Source organism: Ancylobacter rudongensis (genome assembly GCF_900100155.1).
GTDB lineage: Bacteria > Pseudomonadota > Alphaproteobacteria > Rhizobiales > Xanthobacteraceae > Ancylobacter > Ancylobacter rudongensis.
Genome location: NZ_FMTP01000003.1, coordinates 498,110 through 517,629, shown reverse-complemented (window position 1 = coordinate 517,629; position 19,520 = coordinate 498,110). Strand labels below are relative to the sequence as shown.

Genomic DNA, 19,520 nt, shown 5'->3' with positions numbered 1-19,520 from the left:
GGAAATCGCCCTCTATCCCCAGGGCGCCCTTGCGAACGCGCCGAGGGCGTGGCTTGTTCCCATCCTATGCACAGGCCTGTGGATGACCGGGGTGACTGAAACCGTCCGCCCCTCGGAGAGCTACTACCACCTCCATCTCGTGTCGGATTCCACCGGCGAGACGCTGATCAGCGTCGGCCGGGCGGCGGCGGCGCAGTATGATGTGAAGCCGATCGAGCACATTTACCCGCTGGTGCGCTCGCACAAGCAGCTCGACAAGGTGGTGCAGGCGATCGACGAATTTCCCGGCATCGTGCTCTACACCCTGACCGACCCGGAACTGCGCAACCGGCTGAAAACCTATTGCCGCGACCATGGCGTGCCGGTGCTCTCGGTGCTGGCGCCTGTGGTGCAGCTGTTCCAGGCCTATCTCGGCGGCGCGCCGGAACCGCGCGTCGGCGGCCAGCACCAGCTCGACGGCGATTATTTCCGCCGCATCGACGCGATGAACTTTACCGTGATGCATGATGACGGCCAGCATGTGGACGGGCTGGAAGCCGCCGATGTCGTGCTGCTCGGCATCTCGCGTTCGTCGAAGACGCCGACCAGCATCTATCTCGCCAATCGCGGCATCAAGACCGCCAATATCCCGCTGGTGCCGAGCCTGCCGGTGCCGCCGGGCCTCGCGGAACTCAAGCGGCCGCTGATCGTCGGCCTGCTGGCCAGTGCCGACCGGGTGGTGGAAATCCGCCGCAACCGGCTGCTCGGGCTGAATGCGGCGCAGGCGGCCGACACCTATACCGACCGCCAGGCGGTGGCGGAGGAGATCGCCTTTTCCCGCCGGCTCTGCGCCCGCCATGGCTGGCCGATGATCGACGTCACCCGCCGCTCGATCGAGGAGACGGCGGCGGCGATCATCGCCCTGTTGCAGGAGCGCCGGCGCAAGCTGACCGAGAATCCCAATGGCTGACGCACCGCGCGGAAATCCGCAGTGGCGCGGGACGGCGCCACTGCTGCTCGCCTCCAAGAGCGCCGCCCGACGTGCCTTGCTGGAGGCGGCGCGCCTGCCCTTCGAGGTGGTGAGCGCCGAGGTGGACGAGCGCGCCATCGAGGCGAAGGCCGTTGAAGAGGGTGCCGATCCCGCGGGCGTGGCGCTCACCCTTGCCCGCGCCAAGGCGCTGGCGGGCGCCGCCGCGCACCCGGGTCGGCTGGTCATCGGTGCCGACCAGACGCTGGCGCTGGGCGACGAAGCCCTCCACAAGCCGACCGACCGGGCGGCAGCGAAGGCACAGGTCGCCCGCTTGGCCGGGCGCACCCATGAGCTGCATTCCGCCGTGGCGGTGGCGCGCGACGGAGAGGTGCGGTTCGTGTGCGTCGAGAGCGCCCATCTCTCCATGCGCCCGCTCGATGACACTGCGATCGAGGCCTATCTCGATGCGGCCGGCGACGCGGTGCTGTCCAGCGTCGGCGGCTACCAGCTGGAGGGGCTCGGCATCCATCTGTTCGCGCGTGTCGAGGGCGACCATTCGGTGATACTGGGGCTGCCGCTGCTGCCGCTGCTCGGTTTTCTACGCTCTGAGGGATTTCTGCTGTGACCCGCAACGTGGCGATTATCGGCCATCCCGTCAGCCATTCCCGTTCGCCGCTGATCCATGGCTACTGGCTGGCCCGGCACGGCATCGACGGCGCCTATGGCGTGCGCGCTGTCGCCCCTGGAGATATCGATTCGTTTCTCGCCGCTTTCGCCGCCTCGGGCCTCGTCGGCGGCAATGTCACCGTGCCGCACAAGGAAGCCGCCTTCCGCGCCTGCGCAGCGCGTGATGCGGTGGCGGAGGCGCTCGGCGCGGTGAACACGCTGTGGCTGGAAGACGGCGCCCTGCATGGCGCCAACACCGATGTGCACGGCTTCCTCGCCAATCTCGACGCCGCCGAACCGGACTGGGCGCGGGCGCTGGGCGAGGCGGTGGTGCTCGGCGCCGGCGGCGCGGCGCGGGCTGTTGTCTATGGGCTGCTGCAGCGCGGCGTCGACCGCGTAGTGGTGGCCAACCGCACACGGGCGCGCGGCGAGGCGTTGCGCGACACCTTCGGCCCGCGCGTGCTGCCGATCGACTGGCGCGATCTCGGCGGGCGGCTGGTTGGCTGCCGGCTGCTGGTCAACACCACCTCGCTCGGCATGAAGGGCCAGCCGCCGCTCGACATCGACCTTTCCCCGCTGTCGCCAGACGCGCTGGTGACCGACATCGTCTATGTGCCGCTGGAAACGCCGCTGCTCAAGGCGGCGAAGGCGCGCGGCCTCGCCACGGTGGATGGGCTCGGCATGCTGCTGCACCAGGCGGTGCCGGGTTTTGAGCGCTGGTTCGGTGTGCGCCCGGAGGTGACGGCCGAGCTGCGGGCGCTTGTTATCGCCGATCTCAAGGCCAAGGGGCAGCTGGCGTGAGCCCTCGCCTGCCCTTCCGGCTCGGCCTGACCGGCTCGATCGGCATGGGCAAATCGACCACGGCGCAGATTTTCCGCGAGCTCGGCGTGCCGGTGCACGATGCGGATGCGGCGGTGCACGCACTCTATGGCGCGGAAGGGGCCGCCCCGGTCGAGGCGGCCTTTCCCGGCGTGGTGGTGGACGGGCGGGTCGACCGCGCGCTGCTGGGCGCCCGTGTGTTCGGCAATGACGAGGCGATGAAGCGGCTGGAAGCCATCGTTCACCCGCTGGTGCGGGCGCGGGAAAAAGCCTTCCTCGACCAGGCGGCCGAGGCGGGCGAACCTATCGCCGTGCTCGACATCCCGCTGCTTTATGAGACCGGCGCGCAAGACCGGGTCGATGCCGTGCTTGTCGTGACCGCGCCGGAAGACGTCCAGCGTGCGCGGGTGATGGCCCGGCCCGGCATGAGCGAAGAGACTTTCGCCGCCATCCTCGCCCGGCAGATGCCGGATGCCGAGAAGCGCCGGCGCGCCGATCATGTGCTCGATACCCGCCACGGGCTGGACCATGCCCGGGCCGCCGTGGCAGAGCTGCTGCACCAGCTGCGGGCGGCGCGCGGCGGGAACGCGAACAAGGAAGACGGCGATGCGTGAGATCGTGCTCGACACCGAGACCACCGGCCTCAACCCGCTCACCGGCGACCGGCTGGTCGAGATCGGCTGCGTCGAGATCTATAACCGCATCCCGACGGGGCAGGTCTACCACGTCTATCTCAACCCCCAGCGCGACATGCCGGTGGAGGCGTTCAACGTCCATGGGCTGTCGAGCGAATTCCTCGCCGACAAGCCGCTCTTCGCCCAGGTGGTGGACGATTTCCTCGCCTTCATCGCCGGCGATCCGCTGGTGATTCACAACGCCGCCTTCGACATCGGCTTCCTCAATGCGGAGCTGGCGAAGATAGGCCGGCCGGTGCTGACCTTCGACCGGGTGATCGACACGCTCTCGCTGGCGCGGCGGCGGCATCCGGGTGCGTCGAATCGTCTCGACGACCTGATGAACCGCTACGGCATCAACAGCTCGCGCCGCACCAAGCACGGAGCGCTGCTGGATTCCGAATTGCTGGCGGAGGTCTATGCCGAACTGTGTGGCGGCAAGCAGACGGCGCTGAGCCTGACCGCCTCGGAGGCCACCGTCGTCGTGATCGAGGGCCAGGTGGCGAGCCCGATGCAGCGTCCGCGCCCGCTGGCGCCGCGCCGGCACGAGGCGGAGGCCGCCGCCCATGCCGCCTTCATCGCCACGCTGGGCGAGAACGCCATCTGGAAAGACTACACGGCCGGAAGCTGACGCCGCCGGCCGTGCTGTAAGGCTCAGGATCGAAAGGCCTGCGTCAGGAGGCGAGCACGTTGCTCGGCGCCTGCTGCGCCATGCGCTGGCGATAGAGGGTGACGAAGTCCACCGGATCGATCATCAGCGGCGGGAAGCCGCCATTGCGCACCGTGTCGGCGACGATCTGCCGCGCGAAGGGGAACAGCATGCGCGGGCATTCGATCAGGATGAAGGGGTGGATGGTCTCCTGCGCCACGTTCTGGGCGCGGAAGATGCCGGCATAGACCAGCTCCAGCGCGAACAGCGTCTTGCCGTTCAGCTCGGCCTTGGCCTCGACCTTCAGCTCGACTTCATATTCCGAGCCTTCGCGCATCGGCTTGGCATTGACGTTGATCTGGATGCCGATCTGCGGCTGGCCCTTCACGACCAGCGATTCCGGCGCGCCCGGATTTTCGAAGGACAGGTCTTTCGTGTACTGCGTCAGTACCTGCAGCGTCGGCATCTGGGCGTTGTCGGTCTCAGCCATAGGTTTCTCCGTGGGGTTCGCCGGAATCGGCCATCCGGGGCGCCGGCGATGGTGCCGCTGGGTCGGGGATCCCGCCTCAGCCGGTCTTTCAAGGGGCGGGTGTCGCTAACACGGTTGGATGCGGCTCACAAGCGCGGTGCGGCGCCGTTTCCGGTGGGTTCTGGCATGCCAGGGCGCCAAGCCCCGGACCAGACCTCGAACCACGCCGCTTGGCGGAAGCCGCCGGCTTGCTCTACTGTGCGGATGGATGTCCGGCCGCGCTGTTCGCCTTCCCCTGTTCCGCCCGATGTGATGACCCTGGGGCAGGGACGGGGTGGCGAAATCGGCCAGACGTCGTAAATAGGTCATGTGAACGGGTCGGTTCTTCCTTGGAAGCCGCCGCGCCGGCACCACATGATGTTCAGTCCCGCGCCGGAACGGCTCCGGCGGGGCCAACAGCGGCGAACTGCGACGTGTTCGACATTTATACGATCATCTTCCTGGCCCTCGCCGTGTTCATTTTCATACGGCTGCGGAGCGTGCTGGGGCAGCGGACAGGGCGCGAGCGGCCGCCCTACGACCCCTATTCGCGCCGTGATGCCGCCAAGGCGCCGGTGGGCGCTCCCGACAAGGTGGTGAATTTCCCCGGCGCCGCCAATGACAAGCCGGCCGTGCCCGCGCCGGTCGAGCCGCTGGAGGACGCGGAACCCGCGCCGGCGCGCTGGGCGGGCGTGGCCGAGGTCGGCTCGGCGGTGGCCAACGGCCTCGACGCCATTGCCGCGCAGGAGCGCGATTTCGACGCCAAGCACTTCCTCACCGGCGCCCGCGCCGCCTATGAGATGATCGTCGTCGCCTTCGCCCATGGCGACCGCGCCGCGCTCAAGGACCTGCTGGCGCGTGACGTGTTCGAGGGCTTCGCCGCCGCCATCGCAGAGCGCGAGCAGCGTGGCGAGACGATGGAGACGCAGTTCGTCGGCATCGAGAAGGCCGACATCATCGAGGCCGATGCCCGCGGCCGCTCGGCGCAGATCACCGTGCGCTTCCTGTCGCAGCTGATTTCCGTCACCCGCGACAAGACGGGCGGCGTGGTCGATGGCGATCCCGAGCAGGTCGCCGACGTCACCGATGTGTGGACCTTCGCCCGCGAGCTCGGCGCCCGTGATCCCAACTGGAAGCTTGTCGCCACCGAAGCGGCTTCGTGAGAAGATGGCGCGGTGCGCGCTTTCCTTCTCATTATCGCCCTTTCCGGGACTTTGACCGGCGCCCTTCTCCTGGGCGCGGGGACTGCGCGCGCCGCGCCGGCGCCGCTGTTTCCGCAAGCGGTGCTTGAGCCGACCCGCTTTGCCGAGCTGCCCGGCTGGGCGCAGGACGACCACGCCAAGGCTCTCACCGCCTTCCGCCGCAGCTGCGGCGCGATTGCCCGCAAGGGTGATCGTGTCACCCCGCCCCGCCAGGTCTTCTCAGCCCTGCGGCCGATCTGTGCCCGGGCGGCGCGGCTGCCGAGGCAGCCGAGCGACGCGGTGGCGCGACGATTCTTCGAGAAGGAATTCCGCCCCTATACGATCACCGCGCTGGAGCAGGCCAACGGCTTCCTCACCGGCTATTACGAGCCGGAGGTCGAGGGGTCGCGCACCCGCTCGGGCGACTTCGCCACCCCGCTCTATGCCCGCCCGGCCGATCTCGTCATCGAATCGCCGCCCGGCGGCGGGCCGCCGACCAATAAGAGCGGCGCCTTCCGCAAGGTGGACGGCGCTCTGGTGCCCTATCACGACCGTGCCGCCATCGAGGACGGGGCGCTCGGCGATGAGGGCGCGGTGGTGGCCTGGATCCGCGACCCGGCGGATGCCTTCTTCGCCCATATTCAGGGCTCGGTGCGGGTTCGCCTGCCCGATGGCGAGGTGCTGCGGCTGAACTATGACGGACATAACGGCCAGCCCTATACGCCGATCGGTCGGCTGCTGATCGAGCGCGGGCTGGTGCCGCGCGAGAAGATGTCGATGGACGCCATCCGTGCCTATATCGCGGCGCACCCGGAGGAGGGCCGCGCGCTGATGCGGGAAAACCGTTCCTACATCTTCTTCCGCATCGCCCATGAGCTGACGGCCGAGGACGGGGCGGTGGGCGCACAGGGCCTGCCGCTGATGGCGGGGCGCTCGATTGCGGTGGACAAGGCGATCCATGTCTACGGCACGCCCTTCTATCTCGACGCTGATCTGCCGACCGGGCCGGAGGGGGCGAGCGAACCGTTCGAAAGGCTGATGATCGCGCAGGACACCGGCTCGGCCATTATCGGCCCGGCGCGGGCCGATATCTTCTTCGGCGCCGGCGATGAGGCGGGCACCGTGGCCGGACGGATCCAGCATCCCGGCCGCTTCACCCTGCTGCTGCCGCGCGCGCTCGATCCCGCCCGCGCCCGTGTGCCGCTGCCCAGGCCGAGGCCCGCGACGGCGCCCGAACCGGCACCCGCAGCGTCGCTGCTTCCCGCCGCCGTGTCGGAAACACCGTGATGGCCGGGCCGCCCGATCCGCGCCCCCGTCCCCGCCGGCGCCGCCCGCTCGATGCCGAGGAGACGGCGCTGTGGGAGCATGTGACCCGCTCGATCCGGCCGATCCGCCCGGTGAAGCGGACCACTCTCACGGCCGAGGCCGGCGGCGTGGTCGAGGCGGCGGCGGAGCCGGCCGCCGATAAGCCCGTCCGGCTGACAAAGGCCGTACCCGTCGCTGCCAAGACCGCCCCCAAGCCCCCCGCGCCGCCGCCGCTCGCCCCGCTGGAGCCGAAGCTGCGGCGCCGGCTGTCGCGCGGGGCGGAGGTGGATGCGCGGCTCGATCTGCACGGCATGACCCAGGCGGCCGCGCATGGACGGCTGATCGCCTTTCTGCGCGGGGCGCAGGGCGAGGGCCACGGGCTGGTGCTTGTTATCACAGGCAAGGGCGAGGCGATGAGCATGCTTGCCGGCGAGGGCGGGCGCGGCGTGCTGCGCCGGCTGGTGCCGCAATGGCTCGGCGCGCCGGAGCTGCGCGCCATCGTGCTCGGCTTCGAGACCGCCGGGCGTGGCCATGGCGGGGAGGGCGCGCTTTATGTGCGGGTGCGCCGGCTGCGGGGGGACCGGCCGTGACGCCGTTCGGCCGCCGCCTGCGCGAGCTGCGGGCCGAGCGCGGGGTGACGCTGAGCCAGATGGCGGAAGCGATCGGCGTCTCCGCCGCCTATCTCTCGGCGCTGGAACATGGCAAGCGCGGCCAGCCGACCTGGCTGATGCTTCAGCGCATCATGGCCTATTTCAACGTGATCTGGGACGAGGCGGAGGCGCTGCGGGCGCTGGCCGACCTTTCCGATCCGCGCGTGGTGGTGGACACATCTGGCCTCTCGCCCGAGGCGACCGAGCTGGCCAACCTGCTCGCCCGCGAGATCGCCACCCTGCCGCCGGAGGCGGTCGCGGAACTGCTTGGCCGGCTGAAGATTCTGGGGCGGCCGGGGTAGCGGTGCGGTGGACCTGCGTGCTTCGAGACGCGGGGCAATGGGCCGCTCCTCAGCATGATGCCCCTCGTCATCCTGAGGTGCTCGCGGAGCGAGCCTCGAAGGACGCAGAACATCGCCGATCCCGTTCCTGCTGGGCATGTGGGACGCCTTCCGAGCCAACGCCGGTTTAGCCACCTGCGTGCTTCGAGACGGCAGGCTCCGCCCGCCTCCTCAGCATGACGGGGGTATTTCCAGCGTCACTATCCGACTGCTCCCGTTTCACGTGAAACCTCAGCCGGCTCAGGACTCGTTCCGGGCCCGAATCAGAGGATGTAGCGGCTGAGATCGGTGTTGCCGGCGAGGTCGGCGACGCGGGAGCGGACATAGTCGCCATCGACCACCACCTTGTCGCCGGCGCGGTCCGGGGCGGTGAAGGACAGGTCGTCCAGCACCCGCTCGATCACCGTCTGCAGCCGCCGCGCGCCGATGTTCTCGACGCTGGCATTTACCTGCACGGCGATGTCGGCGATGGCGGCCACCGCGTCCTCGGTGATGATGAGCTCGACCCCTTCCGTGCCCATCAGCGCCACCGACTGCTTGACCAGGCTCGCCTCGGTTTCGGTGAGGATGCGGGTGAAATCCTCCCGCGTCAGCGCTTCCAGCTCGACCCGGATCGGCAGCCGGCCCTGAAGTTCGGGCAGCAGGTCCGAGGGCTTGGAGACGTGGAAGGCGCCGGAGGCGATGAACAGGATGTGGTCGGTCTTCACCGCCCCGTGCTTGGTCGAGACGGTGGTGCCCTCGATCAGCGGCAGCAGGTCGCGCTGCACGCCCTCGCGCGACACGTCCGCGCCGCCGCGCCGCTCGGAACCGGCGATCTTGTCGATCTCGTCGAGGAAGACGATGCCGTTCTCCTCCACCGAGCGGATGGCCTCCTGCACGATGGCTTCCTGGTCGATCAGCTTGTCGGCTTCTTCCGAGAGCAGCAGCGGATGGGCGTCCTTCACCGTGACCCGGCGCGGCTTGGAGCGGCCGCCAAAGGCCTTGCCGAGCATGTCGCCGATGGAGACGGCGCCCATCTGCGCCCCGGGCATGCCGGGAATCTCGAACATCGGCATGCCCTGGCCGCTGGAGGTGAGCTCGATCTCGATCTCCTTGTCGTCCATCAGCCCGTCGCGCAGCTTCTTGCGGAAGCTCTCGCGGGTGCCTGACGAGGCGGTGGCGCCGACCAGCGCGTCGAGCACCCGCTCCTCGGCGGCCAGATGCGCCTTGGCCTCGACGCCCTTTCGGCGCACCTCGCGCACCAGGCCGATGCCGATTTCGACCAGGTCGCGGATGATCTGTTCGACATCGCGGCCGACATAGCCGACCTCGGTGAACTTGGTCGCCTCGACCTTGAGGAAGGGCGCGCCGGCCAGCCGGGCGAGGCGGCGGGAGATCTCCGTCTTGCCGACGCCGGTGGGGCCGATCATCAAAATGTTCTTCGGCAGCACCTCCTCGCGCAGCTGGCCCTCCAGCTGCTGGCGGCGCCAGCGGTTGCGCAGCGCGATGGCGACCGCGCGCTTGGCCTTGTGCTGGCCGACAATGTAGCGGTCGAGCTCGGAGACGATTTCGCGGGGCGAGAAGCTGGTCATGATGATGATGCAATATCGGGGGTGGGAAGGACGTTCGGATGCGGCAGGCGCCGGGCCAGCCGGGCCGGCAGCACGGCGAGCACGGCCCGACGCAGCGGGTGCCACAGGGCGCTGAGCAGCAGGATGAAGGCGCCGAGAATGAAGAGGGTCAGCGGCGTCGAGCTGCCGGCAAAGCCGCTGACCTTGATCAGCGAGGCGAAGGCGATGCCGGCATAAGCGAGACCGGAGACCAGCAGCGCGCGGCGGTCGATCAGCACCGCGACCACGCCGAGCCCGGCGAACACCGCCAGCATCGGCACCGCGCTGGCCTCGCCGGGCGCGCCGTCCGGCCAGATGAAGCCACGGATCAGCGGGTGCACGATCAGCGGCGCCGCCAGCAGATGCAGCCAGAAGGCGATATCGGTCCGCCGCGTCAGCCGCTGCGGATCGCTGATGTCGAAGCGCATGGCGAGGGCAAAGACGCAGAGGCCGCACACCATCAGCACCGGATTGATCGCCGCCTCGATACCGCCGGGCGCCGCGGCAGCGACCAGGCCGACCACGATCGCGACCACCGCTGCGGCGCCGGCGGCAAGGGTGATCGGCACCCGGAAGCGCCAGTAATGCAGGGTCACGGCGAGCAGCGTCGCCAGACCCGCCAGCGCCAGGGTGAGCGGATCCTCGCCGAGCGACGCGAGGCTCGGAATGAGAGGAAGGGTGCTGCCGAGCCAGGTGGACGCCGCCATGAACACCGAGGCGCAGAACACCACCAGCAGCACGATGCTCGGCAGGGCCATGCGCTGCACGCGGGTGAAGAATTCCGCAAGCAGCCAGCTGGCTGCGCCGATCACGGCCCACATGCCGGCCGCGCCGAGCACGTCGCCGAAATAGCCCAGCGCCCCGAGGAACAGCGCCAGCCCGATGGTGACGAAGATGTCGCCGAAGCCGGTGATGAAGCGCAGCCGCTCGTCGTCCTCCGGCGGCGGGAGGGCGGCGTCGGTGCTGGTGCCGGGCGCCAGCTCCACTTCCAGCGCGCGCAGGCGCTCCGCCTGGTCCGGGGTGATGACGCCGCGCTCGGTGGCGATGAGGATGGTGCGGTCGGAAATCCTCACCCGATGGTCTCCACCACCACATTGTGGTTGGTGTAGATGCAGATCTCGGCGGCGATGGCGAGGCTCTTGCGCACGATGGCCTCGGCGTCCCTGCCGCTGTCGGCGAGCGCGCGGGCCGCCGCCAGCGCGAAGCCGCCGCCCGAGCCGATGGCGGCGATGCCGTTTTCCGGTTCTAGCACGTCGCCGGTGCCGGTGAGCACGAGGGTGATGTTGGCGTCGGCCACGATCATCATCGCCTCCAGCCGGCGCAGATAGCGATCGGTGCGCCAGTCCTTGGCAAGCTCGACGCAGGCGCGCTGCAGCTGGCCGGGATACTGCTCCAGCTTGGTTTCCAGCCGCTCGAACAGGGTGAAGGCGTCCGCCGTGGCGCCGGCGAAACCGCCGATCACATCGCCCTTGCCGAGCCGGCGCACCTTGCGCGCGTTGGATTTCATCACCGTGTTGCCGAGCGTCACCTGCCCGTCGCCGCCAATGGCGACACGCCCGTCAGCGCGGACGGAGACGATGGTGGTGCCGTAGATCGTATCGGGGGAATGGGTCATCAAGGACTCTGTATCGAGGGCGCGTCACATGCGCCCTTACTTAAGTCTTCAACGCGTCAGCGCAACTCGGGACCGGCTGCGGCCGTCGCCCCCGCCAGCCGGAGGCCGGGAAGGAGGGCGATCAGGACGATGACGCCCCCGGCCGCGAGGAACGCATCGGCCGGCAGGACAACGAGCAGGCTGCTCAGCAACCCGGCGATCAGGACGGAAAGCGCGACCCCCGCATTGGCGATGCCGAGCGCCCAGCCCCGCTCGCTCTCGTCCACCGCCGAGGAGATGGCGGCGAGCAGGGTGATGAAGGCGAGAATGTTGCTGGCGGTCGACAGGAAGCCGAGCGCCACCTGGGCCCAGGCCGGCAGGGGCAGCGCGCTGGCGATGAGACAGAAGCCGCACAAAGCGAGGCCGACGAGGGCGGTCGCCTTGTCGCTGCCGAGCCGCGCGCGAACCAGCGCGAATCCGACGGCGGAGGAGACGGCGCAGCCGATGCCCATCACCATGGAGAACAGGCCGAGCCCGGCCGTCGTGAAGCCATAGGAGCGCTGCATCTCGATGAGGATGAAGGTGTAGTAGATGAGGAACCCGAGCTGGAAGAGGAAGAAGGACGCCGCCGGCATGAGGATCGCCGGCCGGTCCCCGATCCGCGCCAGCAGGCGGAACGGCTGCCGCCAGTCGAGCACGAGGGCGCGGCGGGACTCATCCCGGGCAAAATGCGCCGCGTTGAGGCTGACGAGTGTAACGACGCAAAGCGCCAGAGCGACAATGAGCGGCAGGCGCAGCTCGAAATGGCCGAGCAGCCCGCCGATCGCCGGACCCGCCACCATACCGATCGTGTTGACCAGCACGACCTGCGCCATCGCGGCGCTGCGTTGGTCCGGCGGCACGGCGTCCACGACCGACGCCTGGGCGATCGGCGCGGTGCCGGCCATCAGCCCGGAGGAAAGGCGGCCGAGGAAGAACAGCCAGAGATGCCCGACGGAGAGCGCCACCGCCATCAGCGCGTAGCTTGCGGCCAGCCCGCCCATGCAGATCATCAGCGTGCGCCGGCGGCCCAGCGCGTCCGACAGGTCGCCGAGCAGCGACGAGCCGAAGAACATGCCGATCGGGAACAGGGAGAAGGCCAGCGACAGCAGCGTGTCGCGCGTCGCCGGACCATAGGCGTTCGTCAGCCATGGACTCTCGAAGAGCGCAACGATCAGCGGATACATCAGGCCGAAGGAGAAGATGTCGATGAAGACGGCGAGGAACAGGGGCGCGCGCGTGCGCAGCGTGGCCAGGTCCATCAAGAGATGCTCCCATGCGCGGAGACCGGAATGATGACGGCGTTTCTTACCGCGCGCCAGCCTTGCACGGCGGGAAAGGCTGGGCATATGGCCTCGCAACACTTTAGCTGCTAAGACGCGCGCTCTTTCCGGGAGCCCCTCGCCATGCGCACGGCCAGCATCACCCGCGCCACCAAGGAAACGCAGATCCGCCTCTCCGTCGACCTCGACGGCACGGGGAAGGGCACGATCGCGACCGGGGTGGGCTTTTTCGACCATATGCTGGATCTTCTGGCCCGCCATTCGCGCATCGACATGGAGATCGAGGCCAAGGGCGACCTGCACATCGATTTCCACCACACGGTGGAGGATGTCGGCATCGCGCTCGGCCAGGCGGTGAAGGCGGCGCTGGGCGACATGCGCGGCGTCACCCGCTATGCCAGCCTGCATTTACCGATGGACGAGACGCTGACCCGCGTCGCGCTCGACATTTCCGGCCGGCCCTTCCTGGTGTTCCGCACCGAATTCGCGGTGGCGAAGATCGGCGAGTTCGACACCGAACTGGTGCGCGAGTTCTTCCAGGCCTTCGCGATGAATGCGGGGCTGACCCTGCATGTCGAGACTCTCTACGGCGCCAACGCGCACCATATTGCCGAGAGCTGCTTCAAGGGGCTGGCGCGGGCGCTGCGGGCGGCGGTGGCCATCGATCCGGCGGCAGCGGGGGAAATCCCGTCCACCAAGGGCAGCCTTGGCGGCTGAACCGGGGCTGGAGAAGTCATGACGGTCTGGACGGTCTTCGAGCCTGACGAGGACGGCGAGCGGCACACCACCCTCGCCTGGGCGGACGGCTTCGTCTTCGTGCCCGAACGCCTGTCCTGGAGCGCGCTGCTGCTCGCCCCGCTGGTGCTGCTGCGCCACCGCCTCTGGCTGGCGTTCATTGTCTATGTGCTGGCGCAGGGTGCGGTGATCGCGGCGATTCTCACGCTCGACCTTCCCGACCGGGCCTTCGCCCTGCTGCTGGTGGCCAATATCGCGGTGGCGGTCGGCCTGCCGGGGCTGCGCCGGGCCAAGCTGCTCGGCAAGGGCTTTGAGGAGGCCGGCTGCGTGGTGGCACCGAAGCTGGAGGCCGCCGAGCAGCGCTATTTCGATGCCCGGCTCGGCGACATAGCCGTCGCCCGTGTTCCGCTGCCCCCCGTGGGCGGCGCCCGCATCAACGCTGCGGCGCGGCCGGCGCAGGCCGGCGTGCTGGGCCTGTTCCCGGAGGCCGCCCGATGATCCCCCCCGCGCCCGTCGTCCTGATCGACTATGGCTCCGGCAATCTCCATTCCGCTGGCAAGGCGCTGGAGCGCGCCGCGCGCGAAGGCGGCAGCGGCAAGAGCGTGCTGGTGACGGCCGACCCCGACGTGGTACGCCGCGCCGACCGCATCGTGCTGCCGGGCGTCGGCGCCTATGCCGATTGCCGGCGCGGGCTCGACGCCGTGCCGGGGATGGTGGAGGCGCTGACCGAGGCGGTGATGACGCGCGGCCAGCCCTTTCTCGGCATCTGCGTCGGCCTGCAACTGATGGCGACGCGCGGCCGCGAGCATGGCGACACCGCCGGCCTTGGCTGGATCGAGGGCGAGGTGGTCAAGATCGAGCCGCGCGATCCCACGCTCAAGATCCCGCATATGGGCTGGAACTCGCTCGATGTGGCGCGCCCGCACCCGATCCTGGAGGGTATTCCCACCGGCGAGGACGGGCTCGACGCCTATTTCGTCCATTCCTATCATCTCAACGCCGCGCGTGCGGACGATGTGATCGCGACCACCTCTTATGGCGGTACTGTCACCGCCATGGTCGGCCGCGACAACCTCGCCGGAACGCAGTTCCATCCCGAGAAGAGCCAGCGCCTCGGCCTCGCCCTTCTCGCCAATTTCCTGAAGTGGGCGCCGTGATCCTCTTTCCCGCCATCGATCTCAAGGACGGCAAATGCGTGCGCCTGCAGCAGGGCGACATGGCACGCGCCACCATTTTCAACCATGACCCCGCCCAGCAGGCGGCGCAGTTCGAGGCACAGGGCTTCCGCTATTTGCACATCGTCGATCTCGACGGCGCCTTCGCCGGCCAGCCGGTGAATGCGGCTGCGGTGGAGCGCATTCTCGAAGCGGTCGGCATGCCGGTGCAGCTTGGCGGCGGTATTCGCGATATCGCGCGGGTCGAGGACTGGCTGGAAAAGGGCATCACCCGCGTCATCCTCGGCACGGCGGCGGTGCGCGACCCGGCCTTCGTCAGGCAAGCGGCGCGCCGCTTCCCCGGCCGCGTCGCGGTGGGGCTGGACGCCAAGGACGGGCGCGTGGCGGTGGAAGGCTGGGCCGAGACCTCGGACCTCACGGCGCTGGAGCTGGCGCAGCGCTTCGAGGATGCCGGCGTTTCCGCCATCATCTACACCGACATCGCCCGCGACGGCCTGCTGAAGGGGCTCAATCTCGACGCCACCATCGCCCTTGCCGACGCCATCTCCATTCCGGTCATCGCCTCGGGCGGGCTCGCCTCGATGGACGACGTGACGGCGCTGCTCGCGCCGCGCGCGGCGAAGCTGGAAGGCGCCATCACCGGCCGCGCGCTCTATGACGGCCGGCTGGATCCCCGCGCGGCGCTGGCGCTGGTCGCCGGCCTGCCGGCATGAGCGGAAAAGGCGAGGCGTCCATGCTCAAGGTTCGCGTCATCCCCTGCCTCGACGTGAAGGACGGCCGCGTCGTCAAGGGCGTGAAGTTCGTCGATCTGCGCGATGCCGGCGATCCCGTCGAGGCGGCCAAGGCCTATGACGCGGCCGGCGCCGACGAATTGTGCTTCCTCGACATCACCGCCAGCGTCGAGGCCCGCAGCACGCTGATCGATGTGGTGAGCCGCACCGCCGAGCAGTGCTTCATGCCGCTCACCGTCGGCGGCGGCGTGCGCACGGTGGAGGACATCCGCGCGCTGCTGAATGCCGGCGCCGACAAGGTGTCGATCAACACGGCGGCGGTGAACCGGCGGGACTTCGTGCGCGAGGCGGCGGAGAAGTTCGGCGAGCAGTGCATCGTCGTCGCCATCGACGCCAAGAAGGTGTCCGCCGAGGGCGAGCCCGACCGCTGGGAGATCTTCACCCATGGCGGGCGCAACCGCACCGGCATCGACGCCATCGCGTACGCGAAGGAGGTCGTCGCGCTGGGCGCCGGCGAAATCCTGCTCACCTCGATGGATCGCGACGGCACCGGCGAGGGCTTTGACCTCAAGCTGACCCGCGCCATTTCCGACGCGGTGAAGGTGCCGGTTATCGCCTCGGGCGGGGTCGGAACGCTCGATCACCTCGTCGACGGCATTCGCGAGGGCGGCGCTTCGGCGGTGCTGGCGGCCTCGATCTTCCATTTCGGCACCTTCACCATCGGCGCCGCGAAGGAAGCCCTCGGCGCGGCCGGGCTTCCCGTCCGCCTGCATGGTGGGGACATTGAGGAGGCGGGCCGATGAGCGAAGCATCCAGCCGCGTGACGCTGGAAGACCTCGCCGCCATCGTCGCCGCCCGCGCGGCGGCGGAGGGCGAGGCCTCCTATACCCGCACCCTCATCGCCAAGGGCGTCGCCAAATGCGCCCAGAAGCTCGGCGAGGAAGCGGTGGAGACGGCGCTCGCCGCCGTCGGCACCGATACCAAAGCGGTCATTTCCGAAACCGCCGATCTTCTCTACCATCTGGCCGTGCTGCTTCAGGCACGCGGCGTGTCGCTGGATGACGTGTATGCGGAGCTCGGCCGCCGGACGAACCAGTCCGGCCTGGAGGAAAAGGCGTCCCGCCCCAAGGGCTGAGGGCGCCGCGACGATCGCGCTCGGCGCGGCTCCCGGGTCTCGCGCGGGCGGTATCACGTCTCCTCCTTTAGTGGTATACGGTCGACCAACGCCTGGCGCTTTGAATGTCCGGGCGAGCCGGGAAACGCTGCCATGGACCTGAAGCTCGACGGGGCGGGGCTCTCGCCCTTCCGTAATTTCAGCCGCGCCGAATGGGCGGCTTTGCGTGCCGACACCCCCCAGCCGCTGAAGACGGACGAAATCCAGCGCCTGCAGGGTTTCAACGACCGGCTGTCGACCCCCGAAATCGAAGAGATCTACCTGCCGCTTTCGCGTTTGCTGTCGATCTATGTCGGCGCGACGCAGAAGCTGTTCCGGCAGATGCAGAAGTTTCTCGGGCCCGAGCAGAACGGCAAGATGCCCTATATCATCGGCGTCGCCGGCTCGGTGGCGGTGGGCAAGTCCACCACCGCGCGCGTGCTGCAGGCGCTGCTGGCCCGCTGGCCCAACACGCCGAAAGTGGCGCTCGTCACCACCGACGGCTTCCTGCTGCCCAACGCCATTCTGGAACGCGAAGGGCTGATGGGGCGCAAGGGTTTCCCCGAGAGCTACGATTTGCCGGCGCTGCTGCATTTCCTCACCGACATCAAGGCCGGTCGCCGGCCGGTGCGGGCGCCGGTCTACAGCCATTTCGACTATGACGTGACGCCGAACCTCACGGTGGAGGTCGACCAGCCGGACATCCTCATCGTCGAAGGGCTGAACGTGCTGCAGACCAGCCGCCCGCCCAAGGACGGCAAGGGCATCCCCTTCGTCTCCGACTTCTTCGACTTCAAGGTCTATATCGACGCCGACGAGACGATCCTGGAGCGCTGGTATGTCGAGCGCTTCATGCGGCTGCGCGAGACCGCCTTCCGCGACCCGAAAGCCTATTTCCACCGCTATTCCAGCCTCACCGCTGCCGAGGCGGACGCCACCGCCCGCGCCATCTGGCGCTCTATCAACCTGCTGAATTTGCAGGAAAACATCCTGCCCACCCGCCAGCGGGCCGACCTCATCCTGCGCAAGGGCGGCGACCATGAGGTCGAGGCGGTTTCGCTGAGGAAGCTGTAAATGTCGACCTCGGTCGACATCGTGCCCGGCTGCCGCTACTGGCCGGGCTGGCTCGACCGCGCGGCTCAGGAGGCGCTGGCCGAGGAACTGCGCCAGATCCTCATCGAGGCGCCACTGTTCACCCCGCTTATGCCGCGCACGGCAAAGCCCTTCTCTGTCCGCATGTCCAATTGCGGGCCGCTGGGCTGGGTGTCTGACGTGACGGGCTATCGCTATCAGCCGACCCATCCCGACACCGGCCGGCCCTGGCCGCCCTTCCCCTCGGCGCTAACCCGCGCCTGGGACGCGCTCGCCGGCGTGGCGCTGGCCCCTGAAGCCTGCCTGATCAACTGGTATGCCCCCACGGCCCGCATGGGGCTGCACCAGGACCGCGACGAGGAGGAGTTCTCCGCCCCCGTGCTGTCGCTGTCGCTGGGCGACACGGCGCTGTTCCGCATCGGCGGCACGGCGCGCAAGGACCCGACGCGCTCGCTCCGCCTCGCCTCGGGCGATGCGCTGCTGCTGGCGGGACCGGCCCGGCTGGCCTTTCACGGGATTGACCGCATCTATCCCGGTACGTCGACACTGCTCAAGCAGCCCGGGCGGATCAATCTGACGTTACGGCGGGTGCATGCGGCGCCGGCGGGCGAAATTCGGCCTTGATGAACCCGCAGAAAGGGCGAAGTTACGGCTTCCTTAAGCTCGAAGGATTGCGAATGCGCCTTGTTGCCCGCTTTGCCGCCGCCGCCTTTGCCCTGGCAGTGCTCGGTCTTCCCGCCTCTGCCCAGACGGTTTTTCCCAATGACGGCACGATCGGCATCGTCCCGCCGGCGGGCATGGTGCCGGTGCCCGGCGTGCCCGGCTTCCAGGACCGCGCCGCCAGCGCCTCGATCCTCGTGCTGGAGATGCCCAAGCCCGCTTTCGCCGAGATCACGTCGAACCTGGCGTCGGACGAGCTGAAGAAACAGGGCGTGACAGTGGAGCAGCGGCGCGACGTGGCGCTGGCCGACGGCGTGCCGGCGGTGTTGCTGAAGGGCTTCCAGGACGTCAAGGGCGGCACCTTGAAGAAATGGATCCTGATCGCCGGTGGCAAGGAGCAGACCGGCATGGTGACGGTGCAGTTCCCCGAGGCCGCCAGCACGACCTATCCCGATGCCAAGGTGGAGGAGGCGCTCAAGACCGTGGTCTTCCGCGCCCCGCCGAGCACCGAGGAGATGCTGGCCAAGCTGCCCTTCACCCTCGGCGATACCGAGGGCTACAAGGTGATGAAGGTGATCGGTGCCAGCGCCGTCCTGCTCACCAAGCCCGAAACCGGCGAGGCGGGCGAGGCCGACAAGGCGGCGCCGCAGACCCAGTCCTTCTTCATCGTCGCCGTCGGGCCAGGCGAGATTCGCGAAGAAGAGCGCGAGGCCGCGGCCAAGCGGGCGATCACCAGCGTGCCCGGGATCAAGGAACTGCGTATCGAGCGCGGCGGCCCGCTGCGCGTCGGCGGCCAGCCCGGCTTCGAGCTGATCGCCAATGCGGTGGACCAGCAGACCGGCAAGCCGGTGAAGGTGGCGCAGTGGCTGAGCTTCGGCCGCACCGGCTATCTCCGCATGGTCGGGGTGGCGCCGACGGAGAATTTCGACACCGATTATACCGCCATGCGCGCGCTCCGCGACGGGGTCGCCCTGCGCTGACCGCCGGCGCGATGAGCCGACAAAAGGAAAAGGGCCCTCGCAAGGGCCCTTTTTTACGCGCGTTCGAGGGGGCGTTGGACGCCGGAGCGCCCGCCGCTCAGCCCTCGCCGGCCGGGGCGTCCGCCGGCGGCGCCTTGGGGCCGCCCTTGGACACGCCGACAAGCGCCGGGCGCAGCACACGTTCGCCGAGCTTGTAGCCGGGCTGGATGACCTGGACCACGGTGCCGGACGGCACCTCGGCATTGGGCACCTCGAACATCGCCTGATGCATGTTCGGGTCGAACTTGGCGCCCTCCGCCTCGATCCGCGCCACGCCATGCTTGGTCAGCGCCTGCACCAGGGCACGCCCGGTGAGGTCGATGCCCTCCAGCAGCGTCTTCAGCGTTCCGTCGGCCTTGGCGCGGGCATCGGCGTCGATGGCGCCCAGCGCGCGCTCGAAATCATCCGCTACGGTGAGAACGTCGCGGGCGAAGCCGGTGATGCCATAAATCTTGGCATCCGCCACCTCGCGCTCGGCGCGGCGGCGCACATTGTCGGCCTCGGCGAAGGCGCGCAGGAACTTGTCCTTGAGCGCGACGATCTCGGCCTCCAGCCGCTCCTTCTCGGCGGCGAAGGCGGCGGCGAGGTCGTCCGGCGCGCCCGCAGCGCCGTTCTCGGCGTCGACAGTCTGATCGGCCATTTCGGGCTGGTCAGCCGGAGTGCGGTTCTCGTCGCTCATGAATACCTCGTCGAAGAATGGATTTGTCC

The 19,520-nt window shown here is 69.0% G+C and carries 24 protein-coding genes; 18 read left to right on the top strand and 6 right to left on the bottom strand.

All coding sequences use genetic code 11. The annotated features are described in order from the left end of the window. Positions 1-82 precede the first annotated feature (82 nt). The 5 genes from BLO63_RS10585 to dnaQ are packed head-to-tail and all read left to right on the top strand — an operon-like array spanning position 83 to position 3,739. A complete protein-coding gene (locus tag BLO63_RS10585) occupies positions 83-949 on the top strand; it encodes a pyruvate, water dikinase regulatory protein (RefSeq protein ID WP_091440059.1) in 867 nt (288 codons plus the stop codon). Further along, complete coding sequence (locus tag BLO63_RS10580; protein ID WP_091440057.1) at positions 942-1,574, top strand: Maf family protein; 633 nt, start codon at positions 942-944, stop codon at positions 1,572-1,574. Before BLO63_RS10585 ends, BLO63_RS10580 begins: the two co-directional genes overlap by 8 nt. Further along, positions 1,562-2,416 (top strand): shikimate dehydrogenase, encoded by an 855-nt coding sequence (locus tag BLO63_RS10575; RefSeq protein WP_425284331.1) that lies wholly within the window; start codon positions 1,562-1,564, stop codon positions 2,414-2,416. Before BLO63_RS10580 ends, BLO63_RS10575 begins: the two co-directional genes overlap by 13 nt. Then, a complete protein-coding gene (gene coaE / locus BLO63_RS10570; protein WP_091440051.1) occupies positions 2,413-3,048 on the top strand; it encodes a dephospho-CoA kinase in 636 nt (211 codons plus the stop codon). The genes BLO63_RS10575 and coaE overlap by 4 nt, the downstream gene beginning before the upstream one ends. Further along, positions 3,041-3,739 carry a DNA polymerase III subunit epsilon gene (dnaQ, locus tag BLO63_RS10565; protein ID WP_091440048.1) on the top strand — a complete coding sequence of 233 codons (699 nt, stop codon included), beginning with the start codon at positions 3,041-3,043 and terminating at the stop codon, positions 3,737-3,739. The genes coaE and dnaQ overlap by 8 nt, the downstream gene beginning before the upstream one ends. 43 nt (positions 3,740-3,782) lie before the next feature. Here dnaQ and secB read toward each other — a convergent pair whose 3' ends face one another. Further along, the gene (gene secB, locus BLO63_RS10560; RefSeq protein ID WP_091440046.1) at positions 3,783-4,247 is read right to left on the bottom strand and encodes a protein-export chaperone SecB; all 465 of its coding nucleotides are present in this window, start codon (positions 4,245-4,247) and stop codon (positions 3,783-3,785) included. A gap of 452 nt (positions 4,248-4,699) precedes the next feature. Between secB and BLO63_RS10555 the strand changes: the two genes are divergently transcribed. From BLO63_RS10555 to BLO63_RS10540, 4 genes are read left to right on the top strand one after another with little or no spacing between them, the layout of a single operon-like run. Beyond that, positions 4,700-5,428, top strand: coding sequence for a Tim44/TimA family putative adaptor protein (locus BLO63_RS10555; RefSeq protein ID WP_091440043.1), 729 nt, complete (start codon positions 4,700-4,702; stop codon positions 5,426-5,428). 12 nt (positions 5,429-5,440) lie between these two features. Next, the gene (mltA, locus tag BLO63_RS10550; protein WP_091440041.1) at positions 5,441-6,733 is read left to right on the top strand and encodes a murein transglycosylase A; all 1,293 of its coding nucleotides are present in this window, start codon (positions 5,441-5,443) and stop codon (positions 6,731-6,733) included. Next, the gene (locus tag BLO63_RS10545) at positions 6,733-7,341 is read left to right on the top strand and encodes a Smr/MutS family protein (RefSeq protein ID WP_091440038.1); all 609 of its coding nucleotides are present in this window, start codon (positions 6,733-6,735) and stop codon (positions 7,339-7,341) included. The genes mltA and BLO63_RS10545 overlap by 1 nt, the downstream gene beginning before the upstream one ends. Then, complete coding sequence (locus BLO63_RS10540) at positions 7,338-7,703, top strand: helix-turn-helix domain-containing protein (protein WP_091440036.1); 366 nt, start codon at positions 7,338-7,340, stop codon at positions 7,701-7,703. Before BLO63_RS10545 ends, BLO63_RS10540 begins: the two co-directional genes overlap by 4 nt. A gap of 302 nt (positions 7,704-8,005) precedes the next feature. Here BLO63_RS10540 and hslU read toward each other — a convergent pair whose 3' ends face one another. From hslU to BLO63_RS10520, 4 genes are read right to left on the bottom strand one after another with little or no spacing between them, the layout of a single operon-like run. Beyond that, entirely contained in the window at positions 8,006-9,313 is a 1,308-nt protein-coding gene (gene hslU, locus BLO63_RS10535) for an ATP-dependent protease ATPase subunit HslU (RefSeq protein WP_091440033.1), read from the bottom strand. Then, the gene (locus BLO63_RS10530; protein WP_091440030.1) at positions 9,310-10,404 is read right to left on the bottom strand and encodes a hypothetical protein; all 1,095 of its coding nucleotides are present in this window, start codon (positions 10,402-10,404) and stop codon (positions 9,310-9,312) included. The genes hslU and BLO63_RS10530 overlap by 4 nt, the downstream gene beginning before the upstream one ends. Next, positions 10,401-10,946 (bottom strand): ATP-dependent protease subunit HslV, encoded by a 546-nt coding sequence (gene hslV, locus BLO63_RS10525; protein WP_091440028.1) that lies wholly within the window; start codon positions 10,944-10,946, stop codon positions 10,401-10,403. Before hslV ends, BLO63_RS10530 begins: the two co-directional genes overlap by 4 nt. Before the next feature lie 56 nt (positions 10,947-11,002). Then, entirely contained in the window at positions 11,003-12,226 is a 1,224-nt protein-coding gene (locus BLO63_RS10520) for an MFS transporter (protein WP_091440025.1), read from the bottom strand. A 144-nt stretch (positions 12,227-12,370) separates the two neighbouring features. Here BLO63_RS10520 and hisB point away from each other — a divergent pair, with 144 nt between their 5' ends. The 9 genes from hisB (at position 12,371) to BLO63_RS10475 (ending at position 18,773) form a co-directional block, all read left to right on the top strand. Beyond that, the gene (gene hisB / locus BLO63_RS10515; protein WP_091440023.1) at positions 12,371-12,964 is read left to right on the top strand and encodes an imidazoleglycerol-phosphate dehydratase HisB; all 594 of its coding nucleotides are present in this window, start codon (positions 12,371-12,373) and stop codon (positions 12,962-12,964) included. Between the two features lie 18 nt (positions 12,965-12,982). Next, complete coding sequence (locus BLO63_RS10510) at positions 12,983-13,480, top strand: DUF2628 domain-containing protein (RefSeq protein WP_091440021.1); 498 nt, start codon at positions 12,983-12,985, stop codon at positions 13,478-13,480. Next, positions 13,477-14,139 carry an imidazole glycerol phosphate synthase subunit HisH gene (gene hisH, locus BLO63_RS10505; RefSeq protein ID WP_091440018.1) on the top strand — a complete coding sequence of 221 codons (663 nt, stop codon included), beginning with the start codon at positions 13,477-13,479 and terminating at the stop codon, positions 14,137-14,139. Before BLO63_RS10510 ends, hisH begins: the two co-directional genes overlap by 4 nt. Continuing rightward, positions 14,136-14,870, top strand: coding sequence for a 1-(5-phosphoribosyl)-5-[(5-phosphoribosylamino)methylideneamino]imidazole-4-carboxamide isomerase (hisA, locus tag BLO63_RS10500; protein WP_091440015.1), 735 nt, complete (start codon positions 14,136-14,138; stop codon positions 14,868-14,870). Before hisH ends, hisA begins: the two co-directional genes overlap by 4 nt. Positions 14,871-14,890: 20 nt before the next feature. Beyond that, positions 14,891-15,691 carry an imidazole glycerol phosphate synthase subunit HisF gene (hisF, locus tag BLO63_RS10495; RefSeq protein ID WP_091440013.1) on the top strand — a complete coding sequence of 267 codons (801 nt, stop codon included), beginning with the start codon at positions 14,891-14,893 and terminating at the stop codon, positions 15,689-15,691. Then, positions 15,688-16,023 carry a phosphoribosyl-ATP diphosphatase gene (locus BLO63_RS10490; RefSeq protein WP_091440011.1) on the top strand — a complete coding sequence of 112 codons (336 nt, stop codon included), beginning with the start codon at positions 15,688-15,690 and terminating at the stop codon, positions 16,021-16,023. Before hisF ends, BLO63_RS10490 begins: the two co-directional genes overlap by 4 nt. Positions 16,024-16,155: 132 nt before the next feature. Continuing rightward, positions 16,156-17,115: a type I pantothenate kinase gene (coaA, locus tag BLO63_RS10485; RefSeq protein ID WP_091440009.1), complete on the top strand. Its 960-nt coding sequence runs from the start codon at positions 16,156-16,158 to the stop codon at positions 17,113-17,115. Next, positions 17,116-17,757, top strand: a complete 642-nt coding sequence (locus tag BLO63_RS10480; protein WP_091439998.1) for an alpha-ketoglutarate-dependent dioxygenase AlkB family protein — start codon at positions 17,116-17,118, stop codon at positions 17,755-17,757. It begins immediately after the preceding gene. Positions 17,758-17,810: 53 nt separating this feature from the next. Next, positions 17,811-18,773: a hypothetical protein gene (locus BLO63_RS10475; RefSeq protein WP_091439995.1), complete on the top strand. Its 963-nt coding sequence runs from the start codon at positions 17,811-17,813 to the stop codon at positions 18,771-18,773. Positions 18,774-18,870: 97 nt separating this feature from the next. Here BLO63_RS10475 and grpE read toward each other — a convergent pair whose 3' ends face one another. After that, positions 18,871-19,491, bottom strand: a complete 621-nt coding sequence (gene grpE / locus BLO63_RS10470; RefSeq protein WP_091439992.1) for a nucleotide exchange factor GrpE — start codon at positions 19,489-19,491, stop codon at positions 18,871-18,873. Between the last annotated feature and the right edge of the window lie 29 nt (positions 19,492-19,520).

Coding starts and splice junctions, on each gene's coding strand:
- BLO63_RS10585 (WP_091440059.1), top strand. CDS start 83: ATGACCGGGGTGACTGAAACCGTCCGCCCCTCGGAGAGCTACTACCAC.
- BLO63_RS10580 (WP_091440057.1), top strand. CDS start 942: ATGGCTGACGCACCGCGCGGAAATCCGCAGTGGCGCGGGACGGCGCCA.
- dnaQ (WP_091440048.1), top strand. CDS start 3,041: ATGCGTGAGATCGTGCTCGACACCGAGACCACCGGCCTCAACCCGCTC.
- secB (WP_091440046.1), bottom strand. CDS start 4,247: ATGGCTGAGACCGACAACGCCCAGATGCCGACGCTGCAGGTACTGACG.
- BLO63_RS10545 (WP_091440038.1), top strand. CDS start 6,733: ATGGCCGGGCCGCCCGATCCGCGCCCCCGTCCCCGCCGGCGCCGCCCG.
- hslU (WP_091440033.1), bottom strand. CDS start 9,313: ATGACCAGCTTCTCGCCCCGCGAAATCGTCTCCGAGCTCGACCGCTAC.
- hslV (WP_091440028.1), bottom strand. CDS start 10,946: ATGACCCATTCCCCCGATACGATCTACGGCACCACCATCGTCTCCGTC.
- BLO63_RS10520 (WP_091440025.1), bottom strand. CDS start 12,226: ATGGACCTGGCCACGCTGCGCACGCGCGCGCCCCTGTTCCTCGCCGTC.
- hisB (WP_091440023.1), top strand. CDS start 12,371: ATGCGCACGGCCAGCATCACCCGCGCCACCAAGGAAACGCAGATCCGC.
- BLO63_RS10510 (WP_091440021.1), top strand. CDS start 12,983: ATGACGGTCTGGACGGTCTTCGAGCCTGACGAGGACGGCGAGCGGCAC.
- hisH (WP_091440018.1), top strand. CDS start 13,477: ATGATCCCCCCCGCGCCCGTCGTCCTGATCGACTATGGCTCCGGCAAT.
- hisF (WP_091440013.1), top strand. CDS start 14,891: ATGCTCAAGGTTCGCGTCATCCCCTGCCTCGACGTGAAGGACGGCCGC.
- BLO63_RS10490 (WP_091440011.1), top strand. CDS start 15,688: ATGAGCGAAGCATCCAGCCGCGTGACGCTGGAAGACCTCGCCGCCATC.
- coaA (WP_091440009.1), top strand. CDS start 16,156: ATGGACCTGAAGCTCGACGGGGCGGGGCTCTCGCCCTTCCGTAATTTC.
- BLO63_RS10480 (WP_091439998.1), top strand. CDS start 17,116: ATGTCGACCTCGGTCGACATCGTGCCCGGCTGCCGCTACTGGCCGGGC.
- BLO63_RS10475 (WP_091439995.1), top strand. CDS start 17,811: ATGCGCCTTGTTGCCCGCTTTGCCGCCGCCGCCTTTGCCCTGGCAGTG.
- grpE (WP_091439992.1), bottom strand. CDS start 19,491: ATGAGCGACGAGAACCGCACTCCGGCTGACCAGCCCGAAATGGCCGAT.